General features: G+C 69.7%; 22 protein-coding genes and 1 tRNA gene. 11 read left to right on the top strand and 12 right to left on the bottom strand.

Features of this window, described 5'->3' with window-relative positions:
* Window positions 1-39: 39 nt before the first annotated feature.
* Window positions 40-195: a hypothetical protein gene (locus tag JOF40_RS05435; protein WP_188111686.1), complete on the top strand. Its 156-nt coding sequence runs from the start codon at window positions 40-42 to the stop codon at window positions 193-195.
* A 9-nt stretch (window positions 196-204) separates the two neighbouring features.
* Here the strand turns inward: JOF40_RS05435 and JOF40_RS05430 are convergent, their stop codons facing one another.
* The 5 genes from JOF40_RS05430 to JOF40_RS05410 all read right to left on the bottom strand — a co-directional run bounded on the left by JOF40_RS05430 (window position 205) and on the right by JOF40_RS05410 (window position 3,122).
* A complete protein-coding gene (locus JOF40_RS05430; protein WP_129180802.1) occupies window positions 205-561 on the bottom strand; it encodes an ArsR/SmtB family transcription factor in 357 nt (118 codons plus the stop codon).
* Window positions 558-1,799, bottom strand: coding sequence for an MFS transporter (locus JOF40_RS05425; RefSeq protein WP_246152787.1), 1,242 nt, complete (start codon window positions 1,797-1,799; stop codon window positions 558-560). The genes JOF40_RS05430 and JOF40_RS05425 overlap by 4 nt, the downstream gene beginning before the upstream one ends.
* A gap of 50 nt (window positions 1,800-1,849) precedes the next feature.
* On the bottom strand, window positions 1,850-2,269 hold the full coding sequence (locus tag JOF40_RS05420) for a GNAT family N-acetyltransferase (protein ID WP_246152786.1): 420 nt from the start codon (window positions 2,267-2,269) through the stop codon (window positions 1,850-1,852).
* A gap of 201 nt (window positions 2,270-2,470) precedes the next feature.
* Window positions 2,471-2,875: a type II toxin-antitoxin system VapC family toxin gene (locus tag JOF40_RS05415; RefSeq protein WP_307800758.1), complete on the bottom strand. Its 405-nt coding sequence runs from the start codon at window positions 2,873-2,875 to the stop codon at window positions 2,471-2,473.
* The gene (locus JOF40_RS05410) at window positions 2,868-3,122 is read right to left on the bottom strand and encodes a type II toxin-antitoxin system Phd/YefM family antitoxin (RefSeq protein ID WP_129180796.1); all 255 of its coding nucleotides are present in this window, start codon (window positions 3,120-3,122) and stop codon (window positions 2,868-2,870) included. Before JOF40_RS05410 ends, JOF40_RS05415 begins: the two co-directional genes overlap by 8 nt.
* A gap of 183 nt (window positions 3,123-3,305) precedes the next feature.
* Here JOF40_RS05410 and JOF40_RS05405 point away from each other — a divergent pair, with 183 nt between their 5' ends.
* Window positions 3,306-4,232: an NADP-dependent oxidoreductase gene (locus JOF40_RS05405; protein WP_209674393.1), complete on the top strand. Its 927-nt coding sequence runs from the start codon at window positions 3,306-3,308 to the stop codon at window positions 4,230-4,232.
* A gap of 116 nt (window positions 4,233-4,348) precedes the next feature.
* Here the strand turns inward: JOF40_RS05405 and JOF40_RS05400 are convergent.
* A tRNA-Leu gene (locus JOF40_RS05400) sits at window positions 4,349-4,431 on the bottom strand.
* Window positions 4,432-4,578: 147 nt separating this feature from the next.
* Between JOF40_RS05400 and JOF40_RS05395 the strand changes: the two genes are divergently transcribed.
* The 6 genes from JOF40_RS05395 to pknB are packed head-to-tail and all read left to right on the top strand — an operon-like array spanning window position 4,579 to window position 11,773.
* The gene (locus tag JOF40_RS05395) at window positions 4,579-5,298 is read left to right on the top strand and encodes an FHA domain-containing protein (protein ID WP_129180792.1); all 720 of its coding nucleotides are present in this window, start codon (window positions 4,579-4,581) and stop codon (window positions 5,296-5,298) included.
* Window positions 5,298-5,768: an FHA domain-containing protein FhaB/FipA gene (locus JOF40_RS05390; RefSeq protein WP_129180790.1), complete on the top strand. Its 471-nt coding sequence runs from the start codon at window positions 5,298-5,300 to the stop codon at window positions 5,766-5,768. Before JOF40_RS05395 ends, JOF40_RS05390 begins: the two co-directional genes overlap by 1 nt.
* A 3-nt stretch (window positions 5,769-5,771) precedes the next feature.
* Window positions 5,772-7,100: a PP2C family protein-serine/threonine phosphatase gene (locus tag JOF40_RS05385; RefSeq protein WP_129180788.1), complete on the top strand. Its 1,329-nt coding sequence runs from the start codon at window positions 5,772-5,774 to the stop codon at window positions 7,098-7,100.
* The gene (locus JOF40_RS05380) at window positions 7,097-8,470 is read left to right on the top strand and encodes an FtsW/RodA/SpoVE family cell cycle protein (RefSeq protein ID WP_129180785.1); all 1,374 of its coding nucleotides are present in this window, start codon (window positions 7,097-7,099) and stop codon (window positions 8,468-8,470) included. Before JOF40_RS05385 ends, JOF40_RS05380 begins: the two co-directional genes overlap by 4 nt.
* Entirely contained in the window at window positions 8,467-9,939 is a 1,473-nt protein-coding gene (locus JOF40_RS05375; RefSeq protein ID WP_129180783.1) for a peptidoglycan D,D-transpeptidase FtsI family protein, read from the top strand. The genes JOF40_RS05380 and JOF40_RS05375 overlap by 4 nt, the downstream gene beginning before the upstream one ends.
* Before the next feature lie 43 nt (window positions 9,940-9,982).
* Entirely contained in the window at window positions 9,983-11,773 is a 1,791-nt protein-coding gene (gene pknB / locus JOF40_RS05370; RefSeq protein WP_129180781.1) for a Stk1 family PASTA domain-containing Ser/Thr kinase, read from the top strand.
* Between the two features lie 9 nt (window positions 11,774-11,782).
* On the opposite strand, the gene JOF40_RS05365 is transcribed toward pknB, so the two are convergent.
* Window positions 11,783-12,511 carry a DUF881 domain-containing protein gene (locus tag JOF40_RS05365; RefSeq protein ID WP_129180779.1) on the bottom strand — a complete coding sequence of 243 codons (729 nt, stop codon included), beginning with the start codon at window positions 12,509-12,511 and terminating at the stop codon, window positions 11,783-11,785.
* A 90-nt stretch (window positions 12,512-12,601) separates the two neighbouring features.
* On the opposite strand from JOF40_RS05365, the gene JOF40_RS05360 reads away from it, so the two are divergent.
* Window positions 12,602-12,847, top strand: a complete 246-nt coding sequence (locus tag JOF40_RS05360) for a cell division protein CrgA (protein WP_246152784.1) — start codon at window positions 12,602-12,604, stop codon at window positions 12,845-12,847.
* Between the two features lie 64 nt (window positions 12,848-12,911).
* Here JOF40_RS05360 and JOF40_RS05355 read toward each other — a convergent pair whose 3' ends face one another.
* Window positions 12,912-13,646, bottom strand: a complete 735-nt coding sequence (locus tag JOF40_RS05355) for a rhomboid family intramembrane serine protease (protein ID WP_129180775.1) — start codon at window positions 13,644-13,646, stop codon at window positions 12,912-12,914.
* A 105-nt stretch (window positions 13,647-13,751) separates the two neighbouring features.
* On the bottom strand, window positions 13,752-14,282 hold the full coding sequence (locus tag JOF40_RS05350; protein ID WP_129180773.1) for a peptidylprolyl isomerase: 531 nt from the start codon (window positions 14,280-14,282) through the stop codon (window positions 13,752-13,754).
* A 90-nt stretch (window positions 14,283-14,372) separates the two neighbouring features.
* On the opposite strand from JOF40_RS05350, the gene JOF40_RS05345 reads away from it, so the two are divergent.
* Window positions 14,373-14,522: a hypothetical protein gene (locus JOF40_RS05345; RefSeq protein ID WP_209674391.1), complete on the top strand. Its 150-nt coding sequence runs from the start codon at window positions 14,373-14,375 to the stop codon at window positions 14,520-14,522.
* Window positions 14,519-15,295 (top strand): enoyl-CoA hydratase/isomerase family protein, encoded by a 777-nt coding sequence (locus JOF40_RS05340; RefSeq protein WP_129180771.1) that lies wholly within the window; start codon window positions 14,519-14,521, stop codon window positions 15,293-15,295. The genes JOF40_RS05345 and JOF40_RS05340 overlap by 4 nt, the downstream gene beginning before the upstream one ends.
* Here JOF40_RS05340 and JOF40_RS05335 read toward each other — a convergent pair.
* From JOF40_RS05335 to glyA, 3 genes are read right to left on the bottom strand one after another with little or no spacing between them, the layout of a single operon-like run.
* The gene (locus JOF40_RS05335; RefSeq protein ID WP_246152783.1) at window positions 15,292-15,627 is read right to left on the bottom strand and encodes a DUF3817 domain-containing protein; all 336 of its coding nucleotides are present in this window, start codon (window positions 15,625-15,627) and stop codon (window positions 15,292-15,294) included. The genes JOF40_RS05340 and JOF40_RS05335 overlap by 4 nt on opposite strands.
* A 4-nt stretch (window positions 15,628-15,631) precedes the next feature.
* Window positions 15,632-16,390, bottom strand: a complete 759-nt coding sequence (locus JOF40_RS05330) for an SURF1 family protein (RefSeq protein ID WP_129180769.1) — start codon at window positions 16,388-16,390, stop codon at window positions 15,632-15,634.
* Between the two features lie 10 nt (window positions 16,391-16,400).
* On the bottom strand, window positions 16,401-17,678 hold the full coding sequence (gene glyA, locus JOF40_RS05325; RefSeq protein ID WP_129180767.1) for a serine hydroxymethyltransferase: 1,278 nt from the start codon (window positions 17,676-17,678) through the stop codon (window positions 16,401-16,403).
* Window positions 17,679-17,692: the final 14 nt, after the last annotated feature.

Below are 17,692 nucleotides of genomic sequence, written 5' to 3'. Positions count from 1 at the left end.
CGCCGAGTCGCCCGGTCACCGCACACCTGTGACGTCGCCATGCCGATCGTCCCACGACCCCTTGCCACGACCTCTGCGCTGTCGTACCTCGACGGCGAAGTCCGCGACGACGTCGAGCTGGCCCTGCAGACCGCCGGCGAGATCGATGGATTCACGATCGTCCCTGACACCCGCGTCCTGATCGGCGGCCTGTGAGCCCGCCGGTCAGCCGTGCGGTTGCTCGCCGCTGACCACGTGATCGGCGTGGTTGAGCCCTTCTCGCACGAGTCGCTCCACGTGACCGCCGCGCAGCGAGTAGCGGGCGGTGCGCCCCTCGCGGACGACGTCGACGACACCGGCGTGCCGCAGCTTGGCGAGGTGCTGGCTGACGGACGTCCGCGAGGCACCCACCGCGTCGACCAGCGCCGTGACGGTTTGCGGTCCCTCCGTCATGAGCCAGAGCAGCTCGAGGCGGGTGGGTTCGCCGAGCATCGCGAAGATCACGGCACCGTGCCGCAGTCGGTCGGCATCCGGGCGGACGGGGTGGTCGAGGCTCGCGATCGTCTCGTCGGCTGCGGTCATGCCTGCCCCCGGTGCTCGTGCTCCGTGGCCGGCTCGGCTGCCGGCCAGGTCATGGCAGCGACGGTAGCGGCCAGGGCGGCCACCACCCCCAAGACCGCGGCCGCAACGGGGACCCCGGCGAGCTGACCGACCCATCCGGCGATCGGATAGGCCACCAGGTAGCAGGCGTGCGACAGCGAGAAGTGGGCGGCGAAGGCGGCGGGGCGCTCGTCCTCCCCGACGACCGCCGTGATGACCTGGCCCGTCGGCGTCAGCACGGCGGAGCCGGCCGCACCCAGTGCGAACCAGGTGATCAGCAGCAGCGGCCACGACGCGGCGGACGACGTCGCGACCACCGCGACAGCCAGCGCGACGACCACAGCGACCGCGCCGGTCAGCATGACCCTCCGTTCGGTCGACGCCGCGAGCACGCGCGGCAGGACGAGCGCCACGATCATCGAACCGCCCCCGAAGACGCCCAGCGCGACGGCGACGGAGTCGTCACCTCGACCGAGGACGTCCCGGGCGACGACCACCGTGTCGACGAGCACCAAGGCGGTGGCACCGGCCGCGGCCAGGTGAAGGGCGATCACGGCACGCAGCTCCCGGCGCGACGCGCACAGGCGCACACCCGCCGTCAGGCGACGGCGCAACGGGCCGGTCTCGCTGGAGCCGGTCGCTGCGCGGCCCTGGCGCGAGTGCAGCACGAGCATCGCCGAACCCGCGAAGCCGAGCGCCGTCCCGGCGAACAGCCCGTGGTACGACACGACCAGCAGCGCCGCGGCAGCGACCAGCGGGCTGACGACCGCCTCCAGGTCGTAGGCCAGCCGGGAGAACGACAGCGCGCGCAGATAGTCGTCCCGATCGGGCAGCACGGTGGGCAGCAGCGCCTGGTAGGTCGGCGTGAACGTCGCCGACGCCGCCTGCAGCACGAAGATCAGCACGTAGACCTGCCACACCTCGTCGACCCACGGCAACGTCGCGGCGACGGCGAGACGGACGACGTCCGACCCGATCAGCACGACGCGCGGGGGCAGGCCCACGACCAGCGCCGACACGACGGGTGCCACCGCGACGTAGGCGACCATCTTGATCGTCAGCGCCGTGGCGACGACAGCTCCGGCCGAGCCCGGAGCGACGTCGTAGGCCAGCAGGCTCAGGGCGACCGTCAGCAGTCCCGTGCCCAGCAGCGCGACCACCTGCGCGGCGAGCAGCGAGCGGTAGGCGCGGTTCTGCAGCAACCCCGGTCTCGACGACACGCCCCCAGTATATGTGCACAGGTGCGCACTCGTGCATCTGTGCGAGGAGCTCAGAGAACGCGCGACCACGCGACCTCACGGTCGAGCTGACCCGTCTGCGTGAAGAGGACGACCTGGTGCGCGTCGGGCAGGGCCGCAGCCAGCTCGTGACGGTCGGCGCGCGCGAAGCCGAGGCTCTGCCAGAACGGTCCGGACCTGCGCGAGAACAGCCACGCCCGGTCAGCGCCCGAGGCGCGCGCCTCGTCGAGAGCGTGCCGGGCGAGCCTCGATCCGGCACCGGCCGCGCGACGTCCGGGCGCGACGGCGACACTCCGGATCAACGCGTTGCGGCCGTCGGCGCTCACCTCGAAGCCCGTGCTGCCGATGATCTCGCCGCGCTCGTCGTGCTCGACCCACAACCGCACGGCGGGTGCGTCGAGACCGGCGAGGGTCAGGTCGACAGACCGGAGGAAGTCACGCACCCGTGCCACGTCGCGAGGCTCGACCAGCCTGAGACCCGTGTCGTCACGTTCGCGAACCATGGACCGTCAGGCCGAGTGCGCCAGCACGCGCTCGGTGGCCCCCTGCTCGAGGGCGTCGAGGTAGTCGTCGACCAGCTGTGCGTGCGTCATGAGGCGATTCGACCACGACGCCGCCCAGCACTCGGAGGAGAACCCCTCGCCAGCCGACCCCTACACCGGGACAATGTCGACGAGACCCTCGAGCCCGATGAAGTCGGCATCGTTGCGCGTGACGACGGCCAGGTCGTTCGCCAGGGCCACAGCGGCTAACTGCAGGTCGGCCAGTCGGCTTCGAGGCTTGCGTCCCACGGCCGCCACAGCCGCGAAGATCCGGCCGTAGGCACGCGCGGCCTGACCGTCGAACGGAAGCGGCTCGAACATCGCCTCGACGCGCTGGAGCCGATCCTGTCGCCTCGCCCGTTCGGTCAGATCGATCGCCACGAGGGTCCCGGCCGCCAGCTCGGCCACGGTGATCGCGCAGATCGCGACGGACCGTGGCAGGAGATCGGGATCGAGAACCGGAAGGTCGATGACCACCGAGGTGTCGAGCAGGCCGTGGGCCAGCCGCTCAGCCACGCGGCTCGACCGTCTGGTCGACGACATCGTCGACGTCGCGCCGAAGCTGTGCGAGATCGATCTCGGGGCTGTCCTTGAACGCCGCGCCGACGACGCCCGCATCGACGAAACGCGCGCGCCGAAGCGGGCGCAGCTCGCCCACCGGCTGACCGTGTCGACTCACGACGAAGCTCTTGCCCTCGTCGAGCGCCCGCATGATGCGACCGCTGTCGTTGCGCAGCTCGCGCTGGCTGATCTGCTCCGTCATCTCGCGAGCGTAGCACCATGTGCTACATGCGGCCCGAGTCCAGCACGCCGCCGCGTCAGCGCAGCCGAGTGGACGTCATCACGATCGAGCTGGTCCACGGACAGAAGGGATGACGTCCGGGGCGACGGGGGCCGGAATAGGCACGATGCAGGCCGGGTTGCCCACGACATGAGAGCTATCGGAGTGACCACGCCCGGCGACGAGGACGATCTCGAGGTGCTCGACCTCCCTGTGCAGGATCCGCAGGACGGCCAGATCCGCATCCGCGTCCACGCCGCGACCGTCAACCCCACCGACACCGCGATGATCCGCGGCGCCTACTACCGCGGCGATGACGTGCCGCCCGGCCCGCACATCCCCGGCATGGACCTGTCCGGGGTCGTCGACGCCGTCGGGCCGGGGGTCGACCGGCTCGCGGTCGGCGACCGGGTGATCGCCGTCGTCGCCCCCACCAGCGAGACCCGCGGTGCCTATCAGGAGCAGATCGTCCTGCCTGCCGAGCAGGTCGTCGCCGCCCCCGCGGGTGCCGACGACGCGGCGGCGTCGACCCTGCTCATGAACGCGCTGACCGCGCGCCTGGCCCTCGACGAGCTGGCCGTCCCGGCCGGTGGCACCGTCGCCGTCACCGGCGCGGCCGGGTCGTTCGGCGGGTACGTCGTGCAGCTGGCCAAGGCCGACGGCCTGCGCGTCGTCGCCGACGCCAAGGAGGGCGAGGAGGACCTCGTCCGCGAGCTCGGTGCCGACATCGTCGTCACCCGAGGCGACGACGTGGCCGCCAACATCCGCGCCGCCGTGCCCGAGGGCGTCGACGGCCTGGCCGACGGCTCCGTGCAGATCGACCAGACGCTCGCGGCCATCAAGGACGGCGGTGCGCTGGCGACCATCCGCGGATGGGAAGGTCCGGGCGAGCGCGACATCTCGGTGCACCCGATCTGGGTCTTCCCCGCGATCGGCCACACCGACCAGCTAGACCGACTCCGCCAGCAGGCCGAGGACGGCACGCTGACGTTGCGGGTGGCCAGGACGTTCCCGGCCGAGCAGGCCGCCGAGGCCCACAAGCTGTTGGCCGGCGGCGGCGTGCGGGGCCGCATCGTGCTCGACTTCAGCTGACGCACCGGCCCCACGTGGAACGTCCCCATTGCACGAACGATGGAACGTGTTCCGCGTGCGGCCCCGACGCACGAAGGGCCGGAACCCTGAGGCTCCGGCCCTTCTCTGCTGCTCTGTGCGCGAGGGGGGATTTGAACCCCCACGCCCTTGCGGACACTGGCACCTGAAGCCAGCGCGTCTACCATTCCGCCACCCGCGCATGGTCCCGAAGGACCGAGAGTAGAGTCTAACAGGCCCGTCAGGGCGACGTCGCCCCGCGCCCGACACCACTGGATGGGGTGCCGTTGCGGGCAGTCCCGATACCATCGCAGGGAACATCATTGATCCGAGCAGAAGGTGGGTGGCCATGGCGGGGGTGCTGCAACGGTTCGAGCAACGTCTCGAGGGTGCCGTCACCGGCGCGTTCGCCCGGGCGTTCCGCAGCGCGGTGCAGCCGGTCGAGATCGCGGCCGCCCTGCAGCGCGAGGTCGACAACTCCGCGCACATCCTGTCGCGCGAGCGGATGCTCGTGCCCAACGACTTCACGGTCGAGCTGTCTCCGCCCGACTTCGACCGCCTCAACCCGTTCAGCACGACGCTGGCCGACGAGCTCGAGACCCTCGTCAAGGAGCATGTCACCGAGCAGCGCTACACGATGGCCGGTCAGTTCGAGATCGCCTTCAAGCAGGTCAACGACCTCAGCACCGGACGCTTCCGCGTGCGCAGCAAGACCACCGCGTCGGTCACCCCCGTCGCAGGTCAGCGCATGACCGAGACGGCGGTGCGCTCGTCCAACGTCGTGATCGAGGTCAACGGGATGAAGCACCCGTTGAGCCCTCCCGGTGTCGTCATCGGTCGTGGCAACGAGGCCGACCTCAAGATCGACGACCCGGGCATCTCGCGGCGTCACGCCCAGATCAAGATCCACCAGAGCGGGGCCGAGACGACCGTGACGATCGTCGACCTCGAGTCGACCAACGGGGTCGTGCTCAACGGGCACCGCGTCTCCACCGCGGTCGTCGCCGACGGCTCGGAGATCCGCCTCGGCAACACCGTGATCATCATCCGCATGACGGAAGTGACGTGATGTCCGAGCTCACCCTCACCCTGATCAAGCTCGGCTTCCTGGCCGTCCTGTGGCTGTTCGTGCTGTCCGCGGTCTCGGTCATCCGGTCCGACATCTTCGGCACCAAGGCCCCGTCGACGCCGCGTCCGGCCAAGCAGAAGGCCCCGGCCAAGAGCAAGCCCCGCAAGGCACCCCGCGGCAACCCGACGACGCTCAAGATCGTCGACGGACCCAACATGGGCCAGAGCGTCCCCCTCGGCGACGGCCCGATCCTGCTGGGCCGCGGCACCGACGCCGCGATCCGCCTCGACGACGACTACGTCTCCACCCGGCACGCGCGCTTCGCGACCAACGGCGAGCAGTGGTTCGTCGAAGACCTCGGCTCGACGAACGGCACCTACCTCGGCAGCCAGCGCATCACGACGCCCATCCCGATCGGCCTCGGCATCCAGGTGCGCCTCGGCAAGACCATCGTCGAGCTGCAGAAGTAGTCCATGACCGCCCTCACGTATCGCTATGTCGCCCTGACCGACACGGGTCTGCGCCGCGCCGACAACGAGGACTCCGGCTACGCGAGCGACCGACTGCTGGTCATCGCCGACGGGATGGGCGGTGCCGCGGCCGGTGAGATCGCCTCGTCCGAGACGCTGCACGTCATCCGGCAGCTCGACCAAGATCTCGACATCGACGCGATCGACGCCCTCGACCGGGCCGTCATCGACGCCAACAAGCGGCTCGCCGACATCATCGCCAGCGATCCCTCCGTCGAGGGCATGGGCACGACGCTCGACGCCCTGTTGTGGGACGGCGAGAAGTTCGCCTTCGCGCACATCGGCGACTCCCGGGTCTACCGGCTGCGCGGCAACGACCTGCAGCAGCTCAGCACCGATCACACGTTCGTGCAGAGCCTGATCGACGAGGGCCGCATCTCCAAGGCCGAGGCCCGCACGCATCCGCACCGATCGCTGATCCTGCGCGCGATGCTGGGTCGCGACGACAACGGTGCCGACCTCAGCTGGGTGCAGCCCGTGCTGGGCGACCGCTACCTGCTGTGCAGCGACGGCCTCTCCGACATGGTCGAGGATCCTGCGATCGCGCGGGCGCTCTCGTCCGAGACGATCGACATGGCCGCCACCGAGCTGGTGCGGCTCGCCCTTGAGGGCGGCGGCGTCGACAACGTCACGGTCGTCATCGCCGAGTTCGTCGAGAAGGGCACCGAGCCCGACGAGCACCTGTCGTCGCACGACGGTCAGCCCCAGCTCGTGGGTGCCGCCGCCAGCCAGCAGCGTCCACGCACGGGCGGGGCGGCCTCCGGCACCGACACGACCCGCACCGAGTCGACGTTCGACCCCGAGGAGCTGCGCTACGCGCCCCGTCCGCCGAGCCGCCGCCGGTGGGTGCGCTGGACCGCCGGCATCCTGGTGCTCGCCGCGATCCTGGCCGGAGCCGGCACCCTGGCCTACCAGTGGTCGCAGGACCAGTACTACGTCTCGGTCGAGGACGGCAAGGTCGCGGTGTTCCGCGGCGTGCAGGCCGACATCCCGGGCGTCACCCTCAGCCACGTCGACGAGCTCACCGACATCGAGCTGAGCTCCCTGACCGAGTTCCAGCGCCGGGAGATCGAGGACGGCATCGAGGCGTCGAGCCGGGCCGACGCGTTGCGCACGATCGACGAGCTCGACGTCATCCCGCCGACACCCGATCCCGCGCCCACGACACCCGATCCCGCGCCCACGACACCTGCGCCCACCACCCCGCCGGCGACGCCCGATCCGGCGGCCACGACCCCGACCACGGCGACGTCCGCGGTGTGGCTCCGATGACGACGCCGGTCTGGGTCCCCCGCAAGCGGCGCGGGGCTGAGCTCTTCCTGACCTTCCTGGCCGTGTTCATCGGCATCGCCGCCTACGCCTCGGTCGGTCTCGGTGCCGAGGGTCGCATCCCGGCCGACACCTACAAGCTCGGCGGGGCGCTGATCGTCGTCGCGATCGCGACCCACCTGATCGTCCGCCGCGTCGCCCCGTACGCCGATCCCGTTCTGCTGCCGCTGGTCATCGCGCTCAACGGCCTCGGCCTCGCGATGATCTACCGGCTCGACCTCGGCCGGCAGCAGATCGACCCCGACCGCGCGGCGTTCGCCAACTCGCAGCTGGTCTGGACGGCCGTCGGCATCGCGGCGTTCGCGGGCATCCTCATCGCCGTCCGCGACCACCGCCGCCTGCAGACGCTGACCTACACGTTCGGCGCCGCCGCGATCGGCCTGCTGATCCTGCCGCTGATTCCCGGCGTCGGCCAGACGATCAACGGTGCCCGCATCTGGGTCGTCCTGTTCGGCTTCAGCTTCCAGCCCGGCGAGGCCGCCAAGGTGTGCCTCGCGATCTTCTTCGCCGGCTACCTCGTGGTCAAGCGCGACGCCCTCGCGCTGGCCGGGCGACGCATCATCGGCATCGACCTGCCGCGCGGCCGCGACCTCGGACCCATCCTGGCGTGCTGGCTCATCAGCGTCGGCATCCTGGTCTTCCAGCGCGACCTCGGCTCCTCGCTGCTGTTCTTCGGCCTGTTCGTCGTGATGCTCTACGTCGCGACCGAGCGTCCGGGCTGGATCGTCGTCGGCGGCCTGCTCTTCGGCGCGGGGGCCTACTTCGGCTACGCCGCCTTCGGCCACGTGCGCGTGCGGTTCGACGCCTGGCTCGACCCGTTCGGCGACCCCGACCGCAACGGGCAGGTCATCAACGGCCTGTTCGGCCTCGCCCACGGCGGCATCCTCGGGCAGGGCCTCGGCCAGGGCAGCCCGCAGCTCACGCCCTACTCGTTCTCCGACTTCATCGCCGCATCGATGGGCGAAGAGCTCGGCCTCACCGGGCTCATGGCGATCCTGCTGATCTACGGGCTGATCGTCGAGCGCGGCCTGCGCATCGCCCTGACCTGCCGTGACGCCTTCGGCAAGCTGCTCGCCGCGGGTCTCGCGTTCTCGTTCGCCCTGCAGGTGTTCGTCGTCGTCGGCGGCGTCACCCGGCTCATCCCGCTGACGGGTCTCACGACCCCGTTCATGGCGCAGGGCGGCTCGTCCGTCGTCATGAACTGGGCGATCATCGGCCTGCTGCTGCGCATCAGCGACCAGACCCGTCGACCCGCCCCCGAGATCTCCACGTTCGACAGCAACGAGGAGACGCAAGTGGTGAAGATGTCATGAACCGTCCCATCCGCAACATCGCCGTCGCCTGCCTCGTGCTGTTCCTGGCGCTGATCATCAACGCCAACTACGTGCAGTTCGTCGAGGCCGACTCGCTCAACAGCAAGAACGGCAACCGACGCGTCATCAACGAGGAGTTCTCGCGCGACCGCGGCTCGATCCTCGTCGACGGCAAGCCCGTCGCCGAGAGCGTCAAGAGCAAGGACGAGTACAAGTTCCAGCGCAAGTACCCCGACGCCGAGCTGTACGCGCCACTGACGGGCTACTTCTCGTACATCTTCGGACGCAGCGCGGTCGAGAGCACCCAGAACGACGTGCTGTCGGGCAGCGACGACCGCCTGTTCGTCAACCGGGTCGTCGACCTGGTGTCCAACAAGCAGCCCAAGGGCGGCAGCGTCGAGCTCACCATCGACCCCCTGGCGCAGAAGGCCGCCTCCGAGGGACTCGAGCGCCTGGGCGACGAGACCAAGGGCGCCGTCGCCGCGATCGACCCCCGCACGGGAGCCGTGCTCGCGATGGTCACCCAGCCCTCGTACGACCCCAACCAGCTGGCCAGCCACGACTTCGACAAGGTGCAGGCCGCCTGGAAGCAGCTGACGGGCGACGCCGACCAGCCCATGACCAACCGCTCCACCGAGTCGACCCTCCCCCCGGGCTCGACCTTCAAGCTGATCACGGCGGCCGCGGCCCTCGAGAACGGCGTCGTCAACAACATCGACGACAAGGTCAAGGCCGGCTCGACGCTCAAGTTCCCGGGCTACGGCTACACGCTGCCCAACGAGAACGGCGGCAACTGCGGCGGCAACGAGATCACCTTCGAGCGCGCGCTCAACGTGTCGTGCAACGTCGCCTTCGGCGGTCTGGCACTCGAGATCGGCCAGGAGAAGCTGGCCGCCCAGGCCGCCAAGTTCGGCTTCGGCACCGATCCCATCTCGGGCCTCGCCGCCAGCCCCAGCCGCTTCACCACCCCCGACACGACCCTCGAGCCGCCGCAGCTCGGCCAGAGCGGCATCGGCCAGTACGACGTCGCCGCGACGCCGCTCCAGATGGCCATGGTCGCCGCCGGCATCGCCAACGACGGCAACGTCATGAAGCCGTACGTCATCGACACCGTGCGCGCACCCAACCTGCGCGTCCTCGACAAGACGCAGCCCGAGCGGCTCAGCGAGGCCGTCAGCTCGACCACGGCCCGCAAGCTGCGCGAGATGATGGTCAGCACCGTCACGCAGGGCACCGCGACGTCGGCCCAGATCCCCGGCGTCGAGGTGGGTGCCAAGACCGGCACCGCCCAGTCGACGCCCGACCGACCCCCGTACGCCTGGTTCGTGTCGTACGCCAAGGACGGCGACAAAGAGGTCGCCGTCGCCGTGCTGGTCGAGTCCAGCGACACCGCTCGCGACGAGATCGCCGGCGGACGCCTGGCGGGGCCCATTGCCAAGTCGGTCATGCAGGCGGTGCTGGGCTCATGACAGACGTACTCGTAACGAACGCATCCACCGGGAGAATCACACCATGACCGAATCCGGCGACATCGACGCCAACGACGGGGTCGTCCGCCTGGGCGACCGCTACGAGCTCGGCGGTCTGCTGGGTCGTGGCGGCATGGCCGACGTGCGCGTCGGACGCGATCTGCGCCTCGGACGCACCGTGGCGGTCAAGCAGCTGCGCGGTGACCTCTCGGCCGACGACACCTTCCAGGCCCGCTTCCGCCGCGAGGCGCAGTCGTCCGCCGCGCTCAACCACCCCTCGATCGTCGCGGTCTACGACACGGGCGAGTCGATCGACAAGCACGGCAGCCACGTTCCCTACATCGTCATGGAGTACGTCGAGGGCCAGACGCTGCGCGACATCATGCGGGGGGCCGAGAACGGCCGCAAGATCCTGCCCGAGCGCGCCCTGTCGATCACCGCCGACATCCTCAGCGCCCTCGACTACAGCCACCGCTCCGGCATCATCCACCGCGACATCAAGCCCGCCAACGTCATGCTGACGCCGTCGGGTCAGGTCAAGGTCATGGACTTCGGCATCGCCCGCGCCATCGCCGACACGTCCTCGGCCATGACGCAGACCGCGGCCGTCATCGGCACTGCGCAGTACCTGTCGCCCGAGCAGGCGCGCGGCGAGACCGTCGATGCCCGCAGCGACATCTACTCGACCGGCTGCCTGCTCTACGAGCTGCTGACCGGACGGCCCCCCTTCATCGGCGACAGCCCGGTCTCTGTGGCCTACCAGCACGTCCGCGAGGAGGCCAAGCCCCCGTCGCAGCTCAACCCCGACGTCAGCCAGGCGATCGACAACATCGTGGCCAAGTCGCTGGCCAAGCGCGTCGACGATCGCTACGAGAGCGCTGCCGACATGCGCAAGGACATCGACCGCGTCCTCGCCGGCGGATCCGTCGCGGCTCCTGCGGCCACCGCGATCGTCGGTGGCACCTCCGTGGCCCCCGCCGTCGCCGCTGCGGCTGCCGGCGCAGGTGGCACGCGTCGTGCCCTGCCCGAGCCCGAGGACGACTCCGACGGATCGGGCAAGTGGTGGGCCATCGGTGCCCTCGCGCTCGTGCTGATCGCCGCGATCGTGGGCGTCCTCTGGATGACCGGGACGTTCGACGCCAAGGAGCCGCCGCCGACGCCGCAGGTCGAGATCGCCAACGTGGCGGGCCAGTCCGTCGAGGTCGCGACGCGCGCGCTCGAGAACGACAAGCTCGTCGTGGGCGACCAGACGACCCAGCCGAGCAACGACGTCGACGAGGGTGACGTCATCGAGACCGATCCTCCGGCCGGCCAGCAGGTCGACGAAGGGTCCACCGTGAACCTCGTCGTGAGCTCCGGCCCCGAGACGGTCGACGTCCCGAGCCTGTCGGGCTACACGTACGACCGCGCCAAGGAGCTGCTCACGAGCCTGGGGCTCGAGGTCGAGAAGGAGATGCAGGACAGCAACCTGCCCCGCGACCAGGTCATCAACACCGATCCGCCGAGCGGCACCGCCGTCGAGGCAGGATCCACCGTCAAGCTGATCGTGTCGCGGGGAGAGGTCACGGTGCCCGATCTCGTGGGCAAGACGCAGGACGAGGCCCAGGCTGCCCTCGACGAGCTCGACCTGAAGTACGACGTCACCTACGACCCCAACGCCACCGATCCGGCCAACACCGTCACCCGCCAGTCGCCGTCGAGCGGTCAGCAGGTGCCGCGCGGGTCGAGGATCACGCTGACGGTGTCGGCCAGGCCCGAGACGCCGGCGCCGACCACGCCGACGCCTCCGGCCACCGACGGCGAGCTGCCCGACGGCGATGCGCTCGGCGGCTGACCGGGAGCGTCAGCTCGTTGCCCGGGCGTGGCTGAGGGCGACCGGGTTGGCGTAGGCCTTGATCGTGACCTGCGCCAGCTGGTCGACCTCGAGGCCGAGGTCGTAGCGGCGCGAGTAGTCGGCATAGCTGGACGCCTCCGCCGACTCGTCGATGGCGCGGTTCATGCCCCCCACGGGGCCGATCGCCTCGATGACGTAGGGAGGCGAGTAGGGGACCCCGTCGAGCAGCACCGTGTTGCCGACGCACGTGATGCCGCTGGTGGACATGAGCCGCTGTCCCTGCAGCGACATGGCCTCGGCCCCACCGGCCCACATCGCGTTGACGTAGGCCTGGATGTCCTGCTGGTGCACGACGAGCAGGCGCGGATCGATGTCGGGGTCGTCGCCGGTGCGCGGCGCATCGGTCAGCGTGACCCGCATGCCGGGGCCGACGAGCGAGGTGAGCCCCGTGACGGGCTCCAGCTGCTTGACGCGCTTGCGCAGGGCGTCGAGGTCCTTGCCCGTGACGCTCGACGACAGCTGGTCGATCTCGGAGCGCAGTGTCTGCGCGGTGTCGCGGCGGGCGTCGATGCGCTCGGACCGCTCGCGCAGCAGCGAGGCGACGTCGCCGCCCGACGGTCTCAGGTCGTCGCCGTCGGCGCTGACGGCCGCGGCCACGAACAGGAAGCCGGTGACGCTGAAGGCCGCGAGCACGGCCAGCGGCTTGCGCTGCAGAGCGTGGCTGCCCTTGGTGCCCATGCCGCACTCCTTCGATGACCGGTCGCCGACTAGGCTACCCGTGAGCACCCACCGATGCGGCCGAGGTCGCACCCAACCACCGGAGACGTCGTGGCGAGAGACAAGGCCCCCAAGGGTCCCAAGGCCCAGAAGATCGGCAACCGCTGGGCAGGTCCGGCGATGGTCACCTCGGCCCTGATCGGGCTGCTCTGGATCGTGGTGTTCTACGTCCTCAACGGCCAGACGATCGACTACCCGTCGTTCCTGCAGTGGTACGCCGACCTGGCCAACTGGAACCTCGTCATCGGCATGGGCTTCATCGTGGCGGCGTTCGGCTTCGCCATGAAGTGGGAGTGAGCCTCACCGGGCTCCGAGTTACACGCGTGTAGTTCTCCACAGGCGTGTGCACACCTGTTGACGATCAAGGCGTGAGTGCCGACGTCCTGAGCACGAAGGCCACGATCATGGCGATCCAGATCGCGGAGATGGCGAGCACCTGCACCAGCGTGCGGCGGTCGCGCGGGGCGTAGGCGAAGACGGCACCAAGGGCGAGGCCCGCGACGAAGCCGCCGAGGTGTCCTTCCCAGCTGATCCTGGCGCCAGCCACGCTGATGAACGCGTTGATCGCCAGCAGTACCAGCAGCGCTCGGACGTCCTGCTTGGCCTTCAGCAGGAACACCAGCGCCATGGCCAGCAACCCGTAGATCGCTCCTGAGGCACCCGCCGTGCCCACCAGTGGATCAGTGATTAGGTAGACGGAGATCGAACCGCCGACCGCGGCGGTCAGGTAGGCCACGACGTAGCGAGCCGTGCCGAGCGCCCGCTCGACGAACGGCCCGAACAGGTAGAGGGCGTACATGTTGAAGGCCAGGTGGAGAAGACCGTTGTGCAGAAAGGCCGACGTCAGCAGACGCCAGTAGTCCCCATCAGCGACGAGGTAGCCCTGCATGGCCCCGCGCTGGTAGATCTCACTAGAGAAACCGCCTGTCGCGACCTGCGCGACGTACGCCGCGACGTTGATCGCGATGAGGATCATCGAGACCCGGCCCTCGCGGCCGGTGATCGCGCCGCCCGCGACGGTGCGGGGCTGGCGGATCGTCTTGGCACCCTCGGCGATGCACGAGGGGCACTGGAACCCGACGGAGGCTTCTCGCATGCACTCCGGACAGATCAGCCGCTCGCACCGCTGGCACGAGATGTAGGCCTCGCGGTCAGGGTGGTTGTAGCAGCGATAGTCCTCCGCCGGGAAGTTCACCCGTGCCTATGCCTCGGAACGGGCGATCGTCAGCTTCTCGATCACGACGGGCTTCGCCGGACGGTCGAAGCCATCGGTCGACACCTTGCCGATCGCGTCGACGACGGCACGGCTCGCATCGTCGGCGACCTCACCGAAGATCGTGTGCTTGCGGTTGAGCCAGTCGGTCGGCACGAGGGTGATGAAGAACTGCGAGCCGTTGGTGCCGGGTCCGGCGTTGGCCATCGCCAGCAGGTAGGGCTTGTCGAAGCGCAGGTCGGGGTGGAACTCGTCCTCGAACGTGTAGCCGGGGCCACCCGTTCCGGTGCCGAGCGGGTCGCCGCCCTGCAGCATGAAGTTGGCGATGATGCGGTGGAAGCCGAGCCCGTCGTAGAAGGGCTTGGTCGCGACCTGGCCGGTGGCCGGGTCGACGAACTCCTTGGTGCCCTCGGCGAGGCCGACGAAGTTGTCGACCGTCTTGGGAGCGTGGTCGGGGAAGAGGTTCACGACGATGTCGCCGTGATTGGTCGAGAAGGTCGCGATGAGCTGCGAGGCCACAGGGGGAATCCTTTCGGTGTGGTGTCTCTATCTTTTCATGGCCCGGCAACTTCGGCCGCGCGGCTGGCGGGGCAGCGGACGGGAGATCTGGTGGCTATCGTGATCGACATGTCGACCTCCTCCGGGCCCCACCGCGTCCGCACCCTGTTCCTGCTGGCGCTGCTGATCGGTGCCGCCCTCGGCCTGCGCGCAGCCGTCGCCGACAAGGGCGGCTCCTACGACCCGGCGGACGTCCGATGAGCGTCACGGTCGAGCGTCTCGCCGACGGCATCGCAGTCGTCACCTTCAGCGCGCCGCCGGTCAACCTGTACTCCCTGGAGATGCATGCCGACTTCGACGCCGCGCTCGACGAGGTGCTGGCCGATCCGCCCCGGGCGCTGCTGATCCGCGCCGAGGGCAAGATCGTCTCCGGCGGCGTCGACGTCGCCCAGTTCCACGCCCGCAAGAGCAAGGCCGAGACGCTCAAGCTCTACGACCGGATGCTCGAGCTGCCGACCCGCATCGACGCGATGCCGTTCCCGACGTTCTTCGCCGCGCACGGGCTCACGCTCACGTGGGCCTTCGAGGTCGCTGTCGCGTGCGACATCATCCTGGCCAGCGAGAAGGCCAAGTTCGGCCTCGTCGAGCGGGTCATCGGCCTGACGCCGACGATGGGCGGCACCCAGCGACTCGCGGCCCGTGCCGGCGTCGGCCGCGCCAAGGAATTCGTCTTCACCGGCGACCTCTACGACGCCGCGACGCTCGAGCGATGGAACGTCGTCAACCGGGTGCTGCCGATCGAGGGGTTCGACGACGCGGTGGTGGCGTTCGTCCGGGCGATCGCGGTCGGACCGACCAAGGCGTTCGGTGCGGCCAAGGACATCCTGCGCCACTTCGAGGCGGGCGGCGTGCCCCAGGCCATCGAGCACACCACGGCAATCGCCTCGGAGCTGTTCGACACCGCCGACCTGCAGCACGGCATGGAGTCGTTCCTCGAGAACGGTCCCGGCAAGGCGACCTTCGAAGGTCGCTAGACCGTCTCGGGGTGGGCGGCGCGGACGGCCTTGGTCGCCCGGTGCTCGGCCCAGAAGCTCACGACGGGGATCGTGCCCGCGAGCAGCGTCGTGACCGTGAACGGGATCGACCAGCGGGCCGCCCGGGCCAGGATCGCCGCCATGACCAGGAAGATCATGTAGAGCCAGCCGTGCGCGACGCCGAGGTAGGTCGTGATGTTCTCGCCGAGTTGCTGTGCCGACGACCCGTCGGTCGCGAGGTACTTCAGGGGCACGCCGATCAGGATCAGGATGATCAGCAGCACGCCGACGATCGTGGCCATGACGCGGTAGCGGAGCAGTGCGGATTTCACGGCGTCAGGCTACCTTCGCCCGCGAAGCCTCGATCGTCTCGGTGCACATCCGCCACCACATGAACGCCGCGAACATCCCGAAGACCCACCACTGCAGCGCATACGCGAGGTTGCGCAGACCGACGGTCCACGAGACGTCGCCCGGCTGGGGCGGTGGCACCAGGTCGAGACCCCCGGCGGATGACGCATCGGTGCTCACGGCGAAGCCCGAGTACAGGTCGTAGGGCATCTCGTTGATCAGCGTCGGGAGCCGCACCGCCCCGATCGTGCGATCGGCCGGGTCGAACGCACCCGCTGCTGCCTCGGCCGGCTCGCCCGGCTCGAGCACCGCGTCGATCGACACGCGTCCGGCCGGGACCGGAGGGAACGTGTCGGTCGAGGCCGACCAGCCGCGCACGACCAGCATCGTGTCGCCGCCGTCGACCTGCAGCGGTGCGACGAGCCAGGCCCCCTCGCGGCCGTCCTGCTCCTTGGGCGTGACCCAGATCTGGTCGTCGGCGGGCGCGAACGATCCGTCGATCGTCACGGGCCGGTGGTTCAGCACGCGCGTGAACGGGGTGTCGGGTGTCCAGAGATCAGTCAGGGCCACCCGTGGGACCTCCCGCTTGTCGGCCTGCTCGTCGTGCTGTCGCGAGTCGTAGACCCCCATCTGCCACAGCCCCATCAGCACGCAGAACACCACGGCGACGATGCCGAGCACGTGCAGACCGAGCAGGCCCGGCGAGAGCCAGGCGCGCGGCGAGAACGGAGGCCGGTCGCTCACGTCGACCGGGTCACGCCGTGAACGGCGTGATGTCGGGGTAGAGCGGGAAGCGCTCGGCCAGCACCGTGACCCGCTTGCGCAGGCCCTCGAGATCGACGTCGCCCGGCTGCAGGGCGGCCGCGATGATGTCGGCGACCTCTGTGAACTCCTCGGCGCCGAAGCCCCGGGTGGCCAGGGCGGGCGTGCCGATGCGCAGGCCCGACGTCACCATCGGGGGACGCGGGTCGTTGGGGACGGCGTTGCGGTTGACCGTGATGCCCGCCTCGTGCAGCCGGTCCTCGGCCTGCTGTCCGTCGAGCTCGGAGTCGCGCAGGTCGACGAGCACCAGGTGGACGTCGGTGCCGCCGCTGAGCACCTTGACGCCGGCACCCGTCATGTCGTCGGCGAGCAGGCGGGCCGCGAGGATCTGGGCACCCTCGATGGTGCGCTGCTGGCGCTCCTTGAACGACGGCTCGAGCGCCATCTTGAACGCGACGGCCTTGGCGGCGATGACGTGCTCGAGCGGTCCGCCCTGCTGGCCGGGGAACACCGCCGAGCGCATCTTCTTGGCGACGTCGTCGTCGTTGGTCAGGATCGCGCCACCGCGCGGGCCGCCGAGCGTCTTGTGCGTCGTGGTGGTGACGATGTGCGCGTGGGGGAGGGGGCTGGGGTGCAGGCCCGCTGCCACGAGACCGGCGAAATGAGCCATGTCGACCCACAGCTTGGCACCGACCTCGTCGGCGATCTCGCGGAAGAGCGCGAAGTCGAGCTGACGGGGGTAGGCCGACCAACCGGCGATGATGACCTGCGGCTTGTGCTCGTGGGCCAGCGAGCGCACCTCGTCCATGTCGACCAGTCCGGTCTCGGGGACCACGTGGTAGGCGACCGGCTTGTAGAGCTTGCCGGAGAAGTTGAGCTTCATGCCGTGCGTCAGGTGACCGCCGTTGGCCAGGTCGAGGCCGAGGATCGTGTCGCCGACCGTCGCGATGGCGTGCAGGGCCGCGGCGTTGGCGGTGGCACCCGAGTGCGGCTGGACGTTGGCGTAGCCGGCGTCGAACAGCTGCTTGAGGCGGTCGATCGCGATCGTCTCGACCTGGTCGACGAACTCGCAGCCACCGTAGTAGCGCTTGCCGGGATAGCCCTCGGCGTACTTGTTGGTCAGCACGCTGCCCTGTGCCTCGAGCGCGGCGACGGGCGCGAAGTTCTCGGAGGCGATCATCTCGAGCGTCGACTGCTGACGATGCAGCTCGGCGTCGAGCAGAGCGGCGATGTCGGGGTCGAACTCGGACAGGTGCTGATCGTGGCTCATGCCCCCAAGGATAA

This window comes from Aeromicrobium fastidiosum (assembly GCF_017876595.1).
Classification (GTDB): Bacteria; Actinomycetota; Actinomycetes; order Propionibacteriales; family Nocardioidaceae; genus Aeromicrobium; species Aeromicrobium fastidiosum.
Note: the sequence above shows the minus strand (reverse complement) of the source record. Positions and strands in the feature narration are given on the sequence as shown.